The organism is Enterococcus pernyi, assembly GCF_045371165.1.
GTDB classification, from domain to species: Bacteria; Bacillota; Bacilli; order Lactobacillales; family Enterococcaceae; genus Enterococcus_B; species Enterococcus_B pernyi.
Window position 1 is genome coordinate 1 of record NZ_JBIQDM010000008.1, and the last position, 14,923, is coordinate 14,923.

The following is a 14,923-nucleotide window of genomic DNA, read 5'->3' on the forward strand; positions in this document are numbered from 1 at the left end:
GGCTGTATAGAACGCTTACATATTCATTATAACAATACATAACCTTTCGTTGGATGAGAATTGTATTAGATAGGTCTCGTTACCTTATTTTTTTATAGATTTTTGAATCAATTATTTCATGTTTACACTTTTCGGAATATATTTTAGTATAAAAAAAGCGAGAGCAATCTGCTCTCACTTTTCGTTTTTTCGATCACGCATTCACGTCAACGACTTTTGCTTCATCTTTGATCACATCTCGATCAAGGTCATTGATACGTGCACTTGTAACAATACCTGCTACCATACTGCCACTTACGTTGACAGCTGTACGAGCCATATCGATCAATGGTTCAACTGAGATAACTAAACCAACGATCGCTACTGGTAAGTTCATTGAACCTAATACGATCAATGAGGCAAAGGTTGCCCCACCACCGACACCTGCTACTCCGAATGAGCTGATTGTTACGATGGCTACTAGTAGCAAGATGAATTGAATGCTAAAGACATCCATTCCAGCTGCTGGTGCAACGATTGTCGCTAGCATGGCTGGGTAAACACCCGCACAGCCATTTTGACCGATCGACAGACCAAAGCTGGCAGCAAAGTTTGCTGTGGCTTCATCCACACCAAGTGCTTTTGTTTGTGTTTCGATATTCAATGGCAAAGCACCCGCACTTGAACGTGAAGTAAATGCAAAACTTAGTACTGGAAATGTTTTTTTCAAGTAGTCGATCGGGCTGACTTTCACACCGATCAAAATCAAGAAATGAACGATCATCACTGCAAACAATGCAAGATAAGACGCTAACACAAATTTACCTAAGTTCAAAATGGCATCAAAATCACTTGTTGCCATCACGTTCGTCATCAATGCGAACACGCCATAAGGTGTCAAACGCAAGACTAACGTCACGATACGCATCACGATACGGTATAAGCTATCGATCATATCAGCAAAGAATGATGCTTCTTTTGGTGCTTTTCGTTTGATTCCTAAGTAAGCAACCCCAACAAATGCCGCAAAGATCACGACAGCAATCGTACTTGTTGCACGAGTTCCGGCAAGGTCTGCAAAAATATTTTTAGGAATAAATGACAAGATTTGTTGTGGGATACTTAATCCTTCCACTGTTTCTTGTCGTGTCGCTAACTCAGAAATACGAGCAGTTTCGGCCGCTCCTTGCGTAAATTCAGCACCTTGAAGACCAAATGCGATCGTCACACCGATCCCGATCAATGCGGAAATAGCCGTTGTTGCTAATAAAGTGGTCAGCACCGTTGCACTGATTTTACCTAATTTTTCTGATACTTTCATTTTTGTAAAAGCCGCAACGATTGAAACAAAGACTAAAGGCATGATCAACATTTGTAAGAAACTAACGTAGCCGTTCCCAACGATACTGATCCAATCCATGGATTGCGTAATAACCTCGTTTTCTACTCCAAAAATCAGTTGCAACGCGCCCCCGAATACGATACCGGCAGCTAGCGCAGTGTAAACCCGCGTTGAAAATTTTGCATGGCGCTTTTGCATACGATAAAACACATATAATAATGCCGCAAAAACTAGAACCACTAAAACTGTGATGAGTGTTGTCATTTTCATCCTCCTCTTAATTTGTAATGACAAGTCCATCTAAGGAAGTAAAGGTTCCCGAGAAGAACTCTTCAGCTCTTCTCCTGAAAATATTTTTTTCAGTGACTTATTCATTCTAGACTATTTTCCGAAATTTTTCCTTACTTTTGCTTACAATTAGTAATAGAAAAAAACACCAGTGATAGCTAATAACTATCACTGGTGTTTTTTCTTAATTTTCTTCTTTGGCTTTTTCTTCTTTTTCTGATTGGAAGTTCAATTTCACACCTGGCGCATCCAAGGCGATCTCTGTTACTTCATAGGCCAGACGTTTGACCATTTCAAAAAGTGGGGCCACTAATTCATCGACCTCTTCTTGCGTCACATCATTTTGATCTTGGACTTTGCGATTCAAGATGTGGTTGATTTGACTAACGCTTCCAGATAACACATATGTATCAAATACTAAACGAAATTCTAAACGGGCACCAACGATGCTATGTTCTTTCGGATAGTTTTCAATTGTCTCTTTTAGTGGTGAAAAACCTACTTTTAAGTCAGTTTGTACCTCTTGATCAGGTTTTAAAAAATCATAATGAAAAGCTTCTACTACTTCTTTTTGTCTTCTAATTTCCATTTTATCACTCCTCTGTTTAAATTATAGCATAACTAAAGTTGAAAGGGGATACTTATTCTGCATTCTTTTCGATTGCTAAAATATCCGCTAGATTCGCCACAATATGGTCGGCAGGAATCTCCCCTAAGAAATGATCGATATCATATAGGCAAGTGTGGATCTTTGCGTTGATCCCCGCTTCAATATCTAATCTTCGATCCCCTACCATCATTGTTTTTTCTGGGTCTAAATGATAACGATCGATCAAGTGACTGATTGCATCAGGTGCTGGTTTTCTGGCAAATCCTTGGTCGATACCAATCACTTCTTCGATCAAATCTGCTAGCTCAAAGACTTTTAAAAGTTTCCAAGTAGAAGCCGTTACACGATGTGTTAAAATATAATGTTTTGCTCCCTTCTGTTTTAAACGACGTAAAACCATTTCAGTCTCTTTGAACGGTACTGAGAGTTCTTGATATTGTTCTTCATATTGATGAAACAATTGATTGAAGGAGGCTTCTTCTAATTGATAACTTTCTCGTAGTTTTCTCACCGATTCTTGCTTCATCACGCGATATATTTCCTTTTTTGGTCGTTCGATACCAAAATCTTGTAATGCTTGAGATACTCCTTCAACCATCGCCGGATACGTATCGAACAATGTCCCATCAAAATCCCAAATGTAATTTTTAATCATTCTTTTACTCCTTTTTACTCATTTCACTAGACCTTTGCCTAATATTTTTTCTTATACCTTTGTTGTGAATTGCGTGCCGCACTTTTTACAAGTCACTCGAATCTCACCCTTGCCTCTCGGCGCCCTTTGCTTGAGTTGACAAGTTGGACATGAAAAAATCGTGTAGGTAGTGCTAGCTTGTTGTTCGGATTGACGTTTCAGTTTATTTTTCATTTTCGTAAACCAGCTTTTGATCGCAACTGTTTTTTGTAAATACGCTTGATTTTCGTTTGAACGAACATAGATTTTCTTTGAACTAAATCGAGCGATGGTCAAAGCGATAAAAACGAAGAAGAGTAGATAGCCTAAACTGAGAGGCAACCAATATCTAACGACAAAGAAAAATAATCCTAAAACTAAAAATAAACGATTCAATGGATCAAGACGCGCATATCTCCCTTTCATGACTTGTTGATATTTTTGTTGAGCTTTCATTATACGTTGTATCCAAATAGGTCCCATTTTTTTCTCCATTTCTCTTTTATTCAAAAAGAAAAAGCCTTAGTTGGCCTTTTCCATCGTCATTTGTTGTAACACATGACGGTTCCTCATAAAATCGATCACGATCAGTTTTTTTTCATCTTCACGTTTTACTACTCGAAAGGTATCTTGTAAAGGGAATGTTAACTTCTTAGATTGGATTTCCTTCAAGCGTACAAAACGACGGATCAATGAGAGCAATTGTGGAAACTGGATCGATGTGTGTAATAATTCTGGATATTTTTTTAGTAACTGCGTTGTTTTAAACAAATTTCTTTTTCGGCTGATTTGTTTTAAAAAACTTTTTAATATCTTTTGCTGCCGCTGAAAGATTGAAAGAGAGCCTTCTTCATCGATCTGGTAACGCATCTGACGTTGTAGATCTTTCACCGATAGATGTACTTCAGTGGTACCTGACTCTACGTTGATTCCTTGAGGGAAAAGTTCTGAAATTGCTTTGTCCCACTCATTTAATGATACTTCAAGATAGTCATTCAATGGCAGTTGAAGTTCTTGAACAAAAAATTGCTTCGCAGCTTGAATGCCACCTTGTTCATAAATTTCCCCAATCGTCAACCCTTCTAAATGAAACTCCGGCGAAAAATGCAAGACTGTTTTTTGTTCATCGATTTGCGTATAGATGAATGTCGACCGTTTGAGAATCGTATCTTTTAAAACAACTAAAAAATTCATTCTTTTCCCCCTTTTTTCTACTACAAAATAGCATATTTTCAACTGTTTGTGTGCAAATATGCTGAAGATTTCATAAAATCTTATTCTTTGAATTTTATGCGCATATAAAAAACTTTTTCATGGCTCTATTAGTTTTTTTATTCATGTATTTGATATTATGGGAGATTCGATAACCGTTACCGAGTATCTGAATCTAAAGGTGTCTGACAACTTATAGATTCATTTCGGCGCGCCTTCTGATTTTTTGCTCGTTAATAAGCCTTGTATTCGTATCATTACTATTTGTTTTACCTATATTTTTAATTGTTGAAAAAATGCTATTTCCCGAAGGGGCCTGTGTAAGCTGTGAGACGTTGATTGCTGTCGTTATTTCCGCGTTTTCTAAGGTAGTTTCCAATGGATGCTCGTATATTAAATTCTCCACATTAACTACTTTCATCACAGCAAGAACAAACAATAGGTCGCCGTTTCCTAGTTGGTCAGCTAGACTTCTTTTCATTGGTGCGCGCTCAAAAAAGTTTCGTCCTAATCCAATTATCACGAAGACAAGCCATTAGCATCTCAGCATCGGTTATTTGAAGGTTTGCTTTTAACATTTTGTCAGTCAGTACAGCATTCAAGACAGCTTGTTTCGTGACAGTCGGCAATTTTAACATGTCACTTACATTTTCCACAAAAGAATTAACCCCCTCGCCATGAATTAGCTTCAGAAATTTTTTCGTATCTCTTTCGAAGATCTTCTCCACTATCCCTGAAACCTATCGGACTCCTTAGATAACTTATCAAATCGTCCGATGATGCGACAATATGGGTCACTTCGTGCATAAGAGTATCCTTGGGACTTGGCTGCACTTGAATCCTTGGTCTAGTAGCTGGATTCACATGAAAAACTATCAAGCATGAAAATAATTCGACATTCAGGGGCAAACCGCATGACAAACGCATGTGCACTCATGAATCCTTTAATTTGTGAGTAGTGATTCTTTGTCACCCCATCATGCAATAAATCAGTAGAAACAAGCCAAATATTTTTTAAAATTAAAATCCTCTATTTGTTGAAGAAGCTGTGCACTTTTTTTCAACTGATAACAAGCGCTTCATAATTTTTTTTACATTTGTTCTTGATTTTCTGCATCACCTCGTCTAAACCTTTCGATTAAGTAAGCTTCCGCAGGCGTAGTTGCAAGAGTCTCTTCTTTTGATAGTTCCTTCTCTATAAATTTCTGGAAATCTTCCTGCGCATTTTTAAACTCTACAGTAAATTATTCTAGAAATGGTTTGAGTGATTCTAGCGCTTTAGTGATATCGATACCAGAAAATACACGATAATTCGGATTTGAATCTTCGGGGAAATCCCCTTTAATCGCTGAAGTAATTAGCTCTCTTAATTTAGCTTCACCACTAATTACAGAAGACGGGAATTCTGGGACAAACTCTTGATATAGGTTCTACCTGTCTCTGAAATCATCAATCCCAAATCATCTAAAGTTTATCTAATCAAAACTTTCTTTATTCATAATTTTAAGTTATAACCTAAAAAAATACTGATCCAGCAAAATAGACAAGGATTTTTGGTAAAAGAAAAAGCCGTAAAAAACTTAAAATAGCACAAGGTCTATTTTGTTTTTTTCGACTTATTGTCAAAATAAGATTATCAAATTTTAGTATATTTCAAGGTAAGTTCTATTCCAAATTTAGCAACTTGCATTTGGATGAGTTTCAATTATCTTCTAATAAATCTTTCATGTCAACGACTTCGCGATATTGATGGATTTTCGTAATACCAATCACTTTATCGATATCAATACTAAAACAAATACCATTGCCCGGAACATCGATCTTGATACCTTTTCCGATCGCATCCATCACTTCATTTGTCAAAGTATCTGGTACTAATGTCAGAACGATATCCTTTTCCGGTGAGATATCCAACCCTAAGAATTTTCCTGTGTCATGGACTCCAGAACCACGTCCATGTAAAATCGTGCCCCCAGATGCGCCAGCCTTCTTTGAGTAATCGATCACATCTTCCCCAATACCACCATCCACGATCGTGACGATCATCTCGAGATTTAGTGCGACTAAATCATTCATTGTTGTTCCTCCATTTGTTGTAATTTTTCTTTGTTTTTCTGATCTTTTTTGTCTTTTTGTTTATATATGAACCCTAAGACTAATGTCGATAGTATCGGTGTCAATGCGATCATTGCCACCACACCAAAACCATCAATAATTGGATCTCGACCATCGATCTGTGTGGCGATTGCCACACTCATAGACAAAATAAAGGTAGAACACATCGGTCCTGTGGCGACGCCACCGTTATCAAAAGCCATCGATAGAAAAATCTTGTCAACTTTTGCACCTAAGACAAATGCTAAGCCATATCCAGGGACCAAGAAATAATAAAGAGAAAAACCAGCTAATAAGCGCCACATGGACAGACCGACTGCTAAACCGATCCCAATCGAGATCACTGCTAACATTACTTTTGCATGAATCCGACCTTCACTTAATTCTTCGACTTGTTTGACCATCACATGGATGGCTGGCTCTGCAAAACCTACTAAAAATCCCATAACAAACCCTAAAGGAATCAGGATCTGATTATTCGCTAAAGAAGCAATTGCACTCCCCAGGTGTTGTCCCACTGGTACATAAGCAACATTTACACCATGTAAAAATAGAATTAATCCGATAGTTGTGATCAAAAAACCTTTCATGATATCCAAAAAACGTTTTTTTCTTAATTTAAATGAAAGAAAGTTCATCAGTACAAATAAGATCACGATTGGTGCCACCGCAAGGATGACTTCATATCCGACTTGTCCAATACCTGTAAAAAAAGTGACCAAAAAATTCATTGGAAGATCACCCCCAAGATCATGACAGCCAAGATAGGACCAAGTGAGGCAATACCAACCATTCCAAAGCTATCATTTTCATTTTTCCCTTGGCGGATCATGCTTGTCATTCCACCAGCCAAGGCTAGAATAAACGGAACAGTCACTGGGCCGGTTGTGACTCCACCTGCATCAAAAGCAATTGGCATAAATTCATTACTTGTGAAAAAGGAAGCGATGAGTACCGCAAGATAACCGATCACCATCAATCGATAATACGACAGTTTAAATACGACTCTTAGTAGGGCAAAAGCTAAAAATACACCAGTTCCCACACTGACTATACCGATCAATAAGACTCGACCAATCTCTCCATCCGAAATATCAAATACTTGTTGACCTAATACTTGTACAGATGGTTCGGCAATCGTGATCACGATTCCAATCAGAAAACCCAAACTAATAACGATTGGTAGACTTTTCTTTTTGATCATATATTTACCAACTAAATCACCAACTTCCATCATCGAATAATCCGCACCAAACAAAAAGAGACTCATACCAACCATCATCATGATTGCTCCTAAAATGAATCTTCCCATGCTTTCAACATCTAATGGTGCAAATACAAAGGTCAGGATAACGATCAATATCGTCATGGGCATGATCGCAATGATTACTTCTTTAAAATTTTTTCTCATGTATCCTCCTCCTTTACTTCTAGTTTACCTGATTAAAAGTAAGTTTACGAGGAAAAACAGTAAGCGATACCATTTTTATGTAAAAACGGTAAAAAAAAACAGCAAAAAAACTAACTAGAGCATCAAAAAAAATCGACGAATATTGTTTTATATCTATGCAAAAAAAGGCTAAAATACATGCTATAAGCAATAAAAGCCAGAAATAGATAAACTATTTCTGGCTTTTACCGCTTATTTTAAATAAGTTTATTTTATAACAAAAGTTATCCGCATATTGTAAATCTAACGGTGACGTTTTTCATATTTTTGATCATTCAAGTGATAGTGCCTGAACATGAAATTTCAGGCTTATTTCTGTCTATTTGACAGAACCAATCATCCCTTGAACAAATTGTTTTTGTAAAACGAAAAACACGAGTGCAGTTGGTAAGGTCGCAATCACCAGTCCACTCATGATCATGCCATAGTCTGGTGTATAGGATGCCCCCATGGCTGATAATACTAATGGAACTGTTCGTTTATCTGGAGATTGTAATGCCACTAAAGGCCAGAGGTAATTGTTCCAACTACTCATAAACGTGATGATCGCCGCTGCGGCATACGTATTTTTAGCTGTTGGTAAATAGACACGAAAGAAAATACTTAATTCTTTAAGACCGTCTAAACGAGCCGCCTCTACTAGGTCCTTAGGAAAGGATTTCGCGTTTTGGCGGAAAAAGAAAATCAAAAAAGCGGTACTTACTGAAGGTAAGATGACGACTAGAAAACTATTGATTCCTAATATCGTACCATTCAATTGTGAAAACATCCGATATAGCGGGATCATCAATGCCGCAAAAGGGACCATCATCGATAATAACAAAATATTAAAGACGACTTCTTTTCTTTTACTCTTATAGATCTCAAAGCCATAACCTGCCATGGAGGAGATCAATAAAGCAAAAATCGTTGTAACCACAGCGATCATTGCAGAATTAAGTAGAGAGCGTGAAAAATTCAAGTCATTCGAAAAGAGATTTTGGAAATTGATCACTAAATTTTCACCGATCATCAGTTTACCTGAACTAATATCGACTGCTGTATTTGTCATCCCTAAAATCATCCAAACAAACGGGAAAATTGAAATAAAGGAAACGATGACTAAAGAGGTATATTTAAAAATGCTTAAGAGTAACTGTCCGATACTCACTTGCTTTTTTGTAATTGACCGGGGTTGACTACTTGTCATTTCTCTCATTTGCTCTCACTCCCTATTTTAGTTTGAATCACTGATAACAAGACAATAAATAGTACGATAACGAAAGAAACAGCTGCGGCATAACCAAAATTCGGAGTGAATTTATAACTCAAATTATAGATATATTGTGACAATGTCGTTGTTGCATTTGCTGGCCCACCACCAGTGATATTTTGTACCTCATCAAATAATTGCAAGGTACCGATTGTTGAAGTGATCGACGTAAACAAAATGATTGGTTTCAAGTTAGGTATCGTGATTTTAATGAACTGTTGCCACCTTGATGCGCCATCAATATCAGCAGCTTCGTATATTTCTGGATCGATGTTTTGCATACCAGATAAAAAGAAAATCATATTATACCCTGTCCAACGCCATGTGATGGAAATAATGATCAATACTTTTGCCCAGAATGGATGAGTCAACCAACCGATCGGGTTATCAATCAAGCCAATTCCAACTAAAAGGTTATTGATTAAACCTGATTGGGAAAATAAACTTTTCATGATCAAAGAATAGCTGACCATTGAGGTAATACATGGCAAGAAGATCGCTGTTCTGAACAATCCTTTGAACTTCAATTTTTTATCATTCAATAGATTGGAAATAAACAATGCCAAAAACAACATGACAGGAACCTGTACTAATAAGTATAAAAAGGTATTGAAAAATGCTTTACGGAAAGTTGAATCTCCTAACATTCGTTGATAATTTCCTAATCCGTTGAATGTCATGTTTACCGGAGGTCCACTTTGAAAAGAGGTGATCAGCGCTAACCCCATTGGTATAAAAACTAAAATTGAGATCATGATCACTGGAAGGACTAAAAACGCGTTGCCATTTTTAAATAAATCCTTTTGTTTCATATTATTCCCCACTTTCATTACACATATGTCGAAGAAATACATGCCTCACAGAAAGTCAGACAAAATTGCTAGTTATTTTCTTCTAAGCTTTTTACCACTGCCTCAATGATTAGTTCCATCGGACAGAGAATAGCAAACGAGTGGAACTTCTTATTTTTTCGAATACCATTGCTAAAGTTATACGGGATAGCTAACGGTGCGAATGTCCCCTATCGACATTTCAATTAATTGCTTATTCTATAAACGATACCTTCAAACGAAAGAACAATACTCTCGTTGATCCGTTTGAAGAGATCGCCACTTATTTCTTTGTTATTCCATTCATCATAGGTTTACTGTTGACGCTGAATATGACTTAATTGGCTAATTGAGCTTCGACTTGTTTTTGCGTATCTGCCAAAACTTTTTCTGCTGATTCACCATTGATGATTCGGCTCAAGGATTCCGCCACAACAGATTCAATGGCATAAGTTTCATGACCATAGTTCACTTCAGGGATTTCTGCTGTCCATTTTGAAAAGTCATCGAATACTTTTTGATTACTATAGAACTCAGACGGCTGTTGATAAGCTTCTTGGTCATTCGCGCTCAACATAGTCGATACTAAACCGATCTCTTCTGCTAATTTGCCCATCAATTCTTCATTCGTTGCGAATGTCTTTTCCAAGAAATCTTTCGCATTTTCTTCACCAGCTACGCCCTTGATCACATACCAGCCGGCACCACCCAAGTTGGAAGCTTGTGCTTTTTGCATGTTAGCAGGTAGAGCTGGAATCGGTGCGATCTTCCACTTACCTGATTGATCTTCTGCCCCTTGAATGGTTGAAGAATACCAAGCACCAGTTGGTGTAGAAGCAACAGCTCCTGATTGGACCGCCGTAACCCCAGCATTCCAGTCAGATGTTTGTTCGACTAGATCTTCTTTAAGCAAGGTAGCAAAGAGTTCTAACCCATATTTTAATGATTCATTATTTTCGATCGTCACTGTTTCTCCATCTTCCGAGGTATACCATTCTCCGGCTTGTTGCATGATCATGCGCACACGACCTAAATCGGAAGGATTGACTTCAGAGATTTTTTTTCCTGTTTTTTCTTTGACATCTCGTGCAACTTGTAAATAATCATCCCATGTTAAGTTCTTCATATCTTCTTCTGAATAACCAGCTTCTTCTAAGATATCTGTCCGATAGAAATTGGCTGTCACACCTGAGTCAAAAGGTACACCGTAAATTTTATCGTCAACTTTGTTGACTGCAAATTTATATGCGGCAAAGTTATTTTCATCCACAATATCTGTCAAATCAGCAAACGCATCTGGGTAAGAGGTCAGATACCCTTGGATACGGTAGTCTTCGATCAACACAACATTTGGTAAACCATCGGTATTTCCGCTAGCTAATGCCGTATTCAGTTTTTGTACGATATCATCTTGAGACATCGTTACTACTTCTACGTCAACATCCTCATTTTCGTAAAACTCTTTGGCTTCATTGACGGCTTTGATATTAAAGGCTTCATCCCATGCCCAGACCGTTACTTTATCTTCGTTTCCCGAAGCATCACTGGAAGAATTGCCACACCCGGCAAAAAGTGTAACTGCTGCTGTTAGGACGAAAGCACTAGCTAAAATTTGTTTTATTTTCATTTTTATACCCACCCTTTTTAGTGTTTGTTTTTTTCTTACATGCTTATCATAACAGACTTGCAAACGTTTTCTTCGTTGATGATCGTTCTCAAGAAAAATATCCTAAAATAAGAAAAAAGTACAATTTTGTCATCTTTTGATTTAGTAAATGAAATTTTAGACTTGCATTTGTAAACGTTTCCCAGTATTTTTAACTTACGTAACAAAGGAATAGGGGGAAAAACATTGAAAAATATCGTATTGATCGATGATGAACAGACCATTCTCTCTGGTCTAAGTACCCTGATCGATTGGCCAGCGCACGACTTCCATCTCAAAGGGGCCTTTTCAAAACCACTAGAAGCGCTCGAATTTATTAAGCATCAGCCTCTTGATATCGTCGTAACGGATTTGATGATGCCAGATTTAAATGGTATCGAACTTTCTCGATTGATCAAGAAGGAACAACCTGAAGCAAAAATCTTAGTTTTATCTAGCTATGATGACTTTCAATTGGTCAAAGATTCATTCAAAGAAGGCGTTTCAGATTATTTACTTAAGCCAAAATTGAATCCTAGTGAGTTTTTAGCTTCTTTAAAGAGTCTGGTGGAACAATCTACAGAAGTAAAGAAACCACGTTTGACAGAACTCGAAAAAATGAGTCAGCTACTCAGCACTTATTTGTCCGGAACTTCTCTTGATTTAGGTATATCACGCGAACAATTCCCACATGACTACTTTTTTTTAGTCTATTGTGAAGAAAAGCAATCGGAAAAACTGCGTCGAAGTGAACAATTGATTGCAGAAGCACCACAATATACAAATCAGCTCGCCTCTGTCTTCCCTTTTTCTACGACAGCAAATGATATTGGTTATTTTATCAATGTCGCTTCGAAGAAGGCATTCGATCAGCTGATTGAACGATTTCAGCAAGAACACCAGACAGATTCTTGTCTCTATGTTCTATCTGATGTTCTGGATTTTGAAAACTTTTATTCTGAATTCCTTACATTAAAGCAAAAAAGTAGCGGACAGCACTTTTATCTGACAGATCACTGCGTTATTTGTGAAAAGCTATTATCTCCCCTACTCTCTTCTTATGAACAACAAACAAAAAGTTATTTGACCAAGATCATGAACAAAGATTTTACGTCTGCCATCGAAGAATTGGACAATTACATGAGTAAGGTGCTTGATCAACGTTTGCAACCAAGCTATCTGAAACACGAGATCATCAATCGACTCTATGCCTTGATCAATGCGATCGCGGACGAACATGAAAAAAGAGAAGAAATCATGACACTAAAAATCACAATTCCAGCACAGATCACGCAAGCAGAACGGTGGGATGATCTGGTTTTGATCGTCAATAATACGACGAAGTTATTACGTGAAGTCACCACTACATTCAGAAAAGACAACTCAGATGTGTTGACGTTGATCTATGAGTATGTCCAAGAGAATTATCATCAAGACATCAGTCTACAAACGCTATCCGAAAAATATCATTTTTCTTATAGTTATTTATCAACGATCTTTACAGAAAAGTATGGGATCAATTTTACGAAGTACTTAAAAAAAGTCCGTATCAACCAGGCAAAACTATTGTTGAAAGAATCGAATCTTTCGTTAAGTGATATTGGTCAGCAAACTGGATTTACTGAACTTGGTTATTTTTCTCGAGTATTCAAAGAAGAAACTGGATTGACTCCTTCACAATATCGTAAAGGAATACTGACCGTATGATTAAAAAGCTAAGAGAACACGAGCTTTTGACCAAACTTTTGATCATTCTTTTTATTGCTTTATTCACTCAAGCAGCGACGATTTCTTTGTTTATTTATCAACGCTCAAGAGATGCCTACATCCAACAATTCGATCAATCCAATCGAATGACCTTACAAAAGATCCAACATGATTTTGAAACATTGAATGACAATATAGAGAACACTTTGACATTATTGGCTGAAAGCTCTGCTGTAGAGGGGTATTTCAAAGAAGGCCAACAAACGACTTTGGAGAAAATCAATCAACTACGTACGGTGCAAAAAATGAATGATTCATTGGCACCGATCTTTCCAAACATCAAAGATGATATTTTTCTTTTTGGGGAAAATGGTCGGATGTTCATTAGTAATGACATGGTGAGTGATCTCACTGCTGATGACTTTTTCCAATTAGAGTTGATCCAGAAAGTCAATGAGAATCCAACAGCGACACAAATGGTCTTTACTCAGTTCGGACTGACGAAACGCGATAAACATTCACCAAGTGTCTTGTTTATCAAAAAGCTTAGATCTACTTTGAACCAAACTTATGGTTACGCTGTCGTAGCCATCACTTCTGATGAGTTGGCAAAAATATTCAGCCAATCGGTCGATCCGGAAACCACGCAAATCGATTTTGTGACAGATGAGAAAAAAATCTTTGCTTCAAATGTTCAGAACCGGATCGGAACGACGTTTGATTCATTTGATGAGTTAGTCGAACACGAGACGTTGACCAAAGCCAATCAGCGGATCACTCGTTTACCACTTTACCGACAAAACTCGGCTTTGGTCAGTGAGGTCAATGTCCACTCGATCGCCGATCAAATGAATGTCATTATTCCGATCATCCTTTATAATATTGGAACGCTGATTTTAGGCGGTATCTTAGTGGCGATCTATTTAAATCGCAACACTCGCTCCATCTATCAATTAGTAGATTCATTGAACCAAATCAAAGAACCAGTAGCAGCTACTGTTCCGATCCAAGGAACATATGAGATCCGAACACTCGCTACTACGATCAATCAGCTGCTAACAACGATCAGTGACAATCATACGAAATCTTTACAAAATGAAAAGAAAAAACGGACATTAGAGATACAAGCGATGCAAGCACAGATCCAGCCTCATTTTATATATAATACGTTAACTAGCCTCAAATTTTTAGTGTGGCAACAAGAAAATGAAAAAGCAGTCGCAGGCATCGATAGTTTTATCGACCTTTTGCGCAGTACGATTGGCAATAAAAATGAAATTATCCCTGTAGAAGAAGAACTGAACAGTGTGAGAAGTTATATTGCGATCTTGACACTGCGTTACGGTGATACGATCTCAACCAAAATCATGGTACCAGAGGAACTTTATTCTTTATATATGCCCAATATGATTATCCAACCGATCATCGAAAATGCTTATTTGCATGCGTTCCAAACGAAGAAAAATGGCTACATCACTTTGTATGGGATGATCCGAGAGAATAAATTGACGTTTGAAGTCATGGATACAGGTGATGGCTTTGATACGGAACAGCCAACGAAAAACAGAGACTATTTTTCAGGTATAGGTAGCAAAAATGTTCATGAACGAATCCAATTACTTTATGGTGAAGATTATGGCTTACACATTGATTCAGTAGTTGGTGTGGGTACATCGGTAACGATTACGTTACCGATCATAAAAAAAGAGAGTAATACTGAATGAACGTGGAGACAGAAACAATCCCTTCATAAAATCAGGCGAACTACTTCTTTCATGACTTTTAAGTATCAACCGCAACTCATAGAACCCACTAAAAAT

The 14,923-nt window shown here is 37.4% G+C and carries 14 protein-coding genes and 1 pseudogene; 2 read left to right on the forward strand and 13 right to left on the reverse strand.

Translation table 11 applies throughout. The features are described from left to right. Window positions 1–193 precede the first annotated feature (193 nt). From ACH0AK_RS10125 to ACH0AK_RS10185, 13 genes and pseudogenes are all read right to left on the reverse strand, one after another. A complete protein-coding gene (locus tag ACH0AK_RS10125; protein WP_019724480.1) occupies window positions 194–1,585 on the reverse strand; it encodes an L-cystine transporter in 1,392 nt (463 codons plus the stop codon). A 208-nt stretch (window positions 1,586–1,793) separates the two neighbouring features. Continuing rightward, window positions 1,794–2,198, reverse strand: coding sequence for a DUF1149 family protein (locus tag ACH0AK_RS10130; protein ID WP_019724590.1), 405 nt, complete (start codon window positions 2,196–2,198; stop codon window positions 1,794–1,796). A gap of 52 nt (window positions 2,199–2,250) precedes the next feature. Continuing rightward, the gene (locus ACH0AK_RS10135; protein ID WP_175401363.1) at window positions 2,251–2,871 is read right to left on the reverse strand and encodes an HAD-IA family hydrolase; all 621 of its coding nucleotides are present in this window, start codon (window positions 2,869–2,871) and stop codon (window positions 2,251–2,253) included. A 54-nt stretch (window positions 2,872–2,925) separates the two neighbouring features. Then, a complete protein-coding gene (locus ACH0AK_RS10140; protein WP_226076911.1) occupies window positions 2,926–3,348 on the reverse strand; it encodes a hypothetical protein in 423 nt (140 codons plus the stop codon). Between the two features lie 66 nt (window positions 3,349–3,414). After that, complete coding sequence (locus ACH0AK_RS10145) at window positions 3,415–4,086, reverse strand: LCP family glycopolymer transferase (protein ID WP_010735291.1); 672 nt, start codon at window positions 4,084–4,086, stop codon at window positions 3,415–3,417. Between the two features lie 211 nt (window positions 4,087–4,297). Further along, the gene (locus ACH0AK_RS10150; protein WP_010735290.1) at window positions 4,298–4,585 is read right to left on the reverse strand and encodes a hypothetical protein; all 288 of its coding nucleotides are present in this window, start codon (window positions 4,583–4,585) and stop codon (window positions 4,298–4,300) included. 10 nt (window positions 4,586–4,595) lie between these two features. Beyond that, on the reverse strand, window positions 4,596–4,760 hold the full coding sequence (locus ACH0AK_RS10155) for a hypothetical protein (protein WP_010735289.1): 165 nt from the start codon (window positions 4,758–4,760) through the stop codon (window positions 4,596–4,598). A gap of 1,045 nt (window positions 4,761–5,805) precedes the next feature. Then, on the reverse strand, window positions 5,806–6,180 hold the full coding sequence (locus tag ACH0AK_RS10160) for a P-II family nitrogen regulator (protein ID WP_010735288.1): 375 nt from the start codon (window positions 6,178–6,180) through the stop codon (window positions 5,806–5,808). After that, on the reverse strand, window positions 6,177–6,950 hold the full coding sequence (locus tag ACH0AK_RS10165) for a DUF1538 domain-containing protein (protein ID WP_010735287.1): 774 nt from the start codon (window positions 6,948–6,950) through the stop codon (window positions 6,177–6,179). Before ACH0AK_RS10165 ends, ACH0AK_RS10160 begins: the two co-directional genes overlap by 4 nt. Further along, on the reverse strand, window positions 6,947–7,630 hold the full coding sequence (locus ACH0AK_RS10170) for a DUF1538 domain-containing protein (protein ID WP_010735286.1): 684 nt from the start codon (window positions 7,628–7,630) through the stop codon (window positions 6,947–6,949). The genes ACH0AK_RS10165 and ACH0AK_RS10170 overlap by 4 nt, the downstream gene beginning before the upstream one ends. 358 nt (window positions 7,631–7,988) lie before the next feature. Beyond that, window positions 7,989–8,795 (reverse strand): annotated as a pseudogene (locus tag ACH0AK_RS10175) (carbohydrate ABC transporter permease); the annotation flags it as partial. A 68-nt stretch (window positions 8,796–8,863) separates the two neighbouring features. Next, window positions 8,864–9,733: a carbohydrate ABC transporter permease gene (locus tag ACH0AK_RS10180; protein WP_010735284.1), complete on the reverse strand. Its 870-nt coding sequence runs from the start codon at window positions 9,731–9,733 to the stop codon at window positions 8,864–8,866. Window positions 9,734–10,088: 355 nt separating this feature from the next. Continuing rightward, window positions 10,089–11,378 (reverse strand): ABC transporter substrate-binding protein, encoded by a 1,290-nt coding sequence (locus ACH0AK_RS10185; protein WP_010735283.1) that lies wholly within the window; start codon window positions 11,376–11,378, stop codon window positions 10,089–10,091. Between the two features lie 225 nt (window positions 11,379–11,603). On the opposite strand from ACH0AK_RS10185, the gene ACH0AK_RS10190 reads away from it, so the two are divergent. Both ACH0AK_RS10190 and ACH0AK_RS10195 read left to right on the forward strand, forming a co-directional pair. After that, complete coding sequence (locus tag ACH0AK_RS10190) at window positions 11,604–13,103, forward strand: response regulator transcription factor (protein WP_169058828.1); 1,500 nt, start codon at window positions 11,604–11,606, stop codon at window positions 13,101–13,103. Then, window positions 13,100–14,827: a cache domain-containing sensor histidine kinase gene (locus tag ACH0AK_RS10195; RefSeq protein WP_023519785.1), complete on the forward strand. Its 1,728-nt coding sequence runs from the start codon at window positions 13,100–13,102 to the stop codon at window positions 14,825–14,827. Before ACH0AK_RS10190 ends, ACH0AK_RS10195 begins: the two co-directional genes overlap by 4 nt. The last annotated feature ends 96 nt before the right edge of the window (window positions 14,828–14,923 follow it).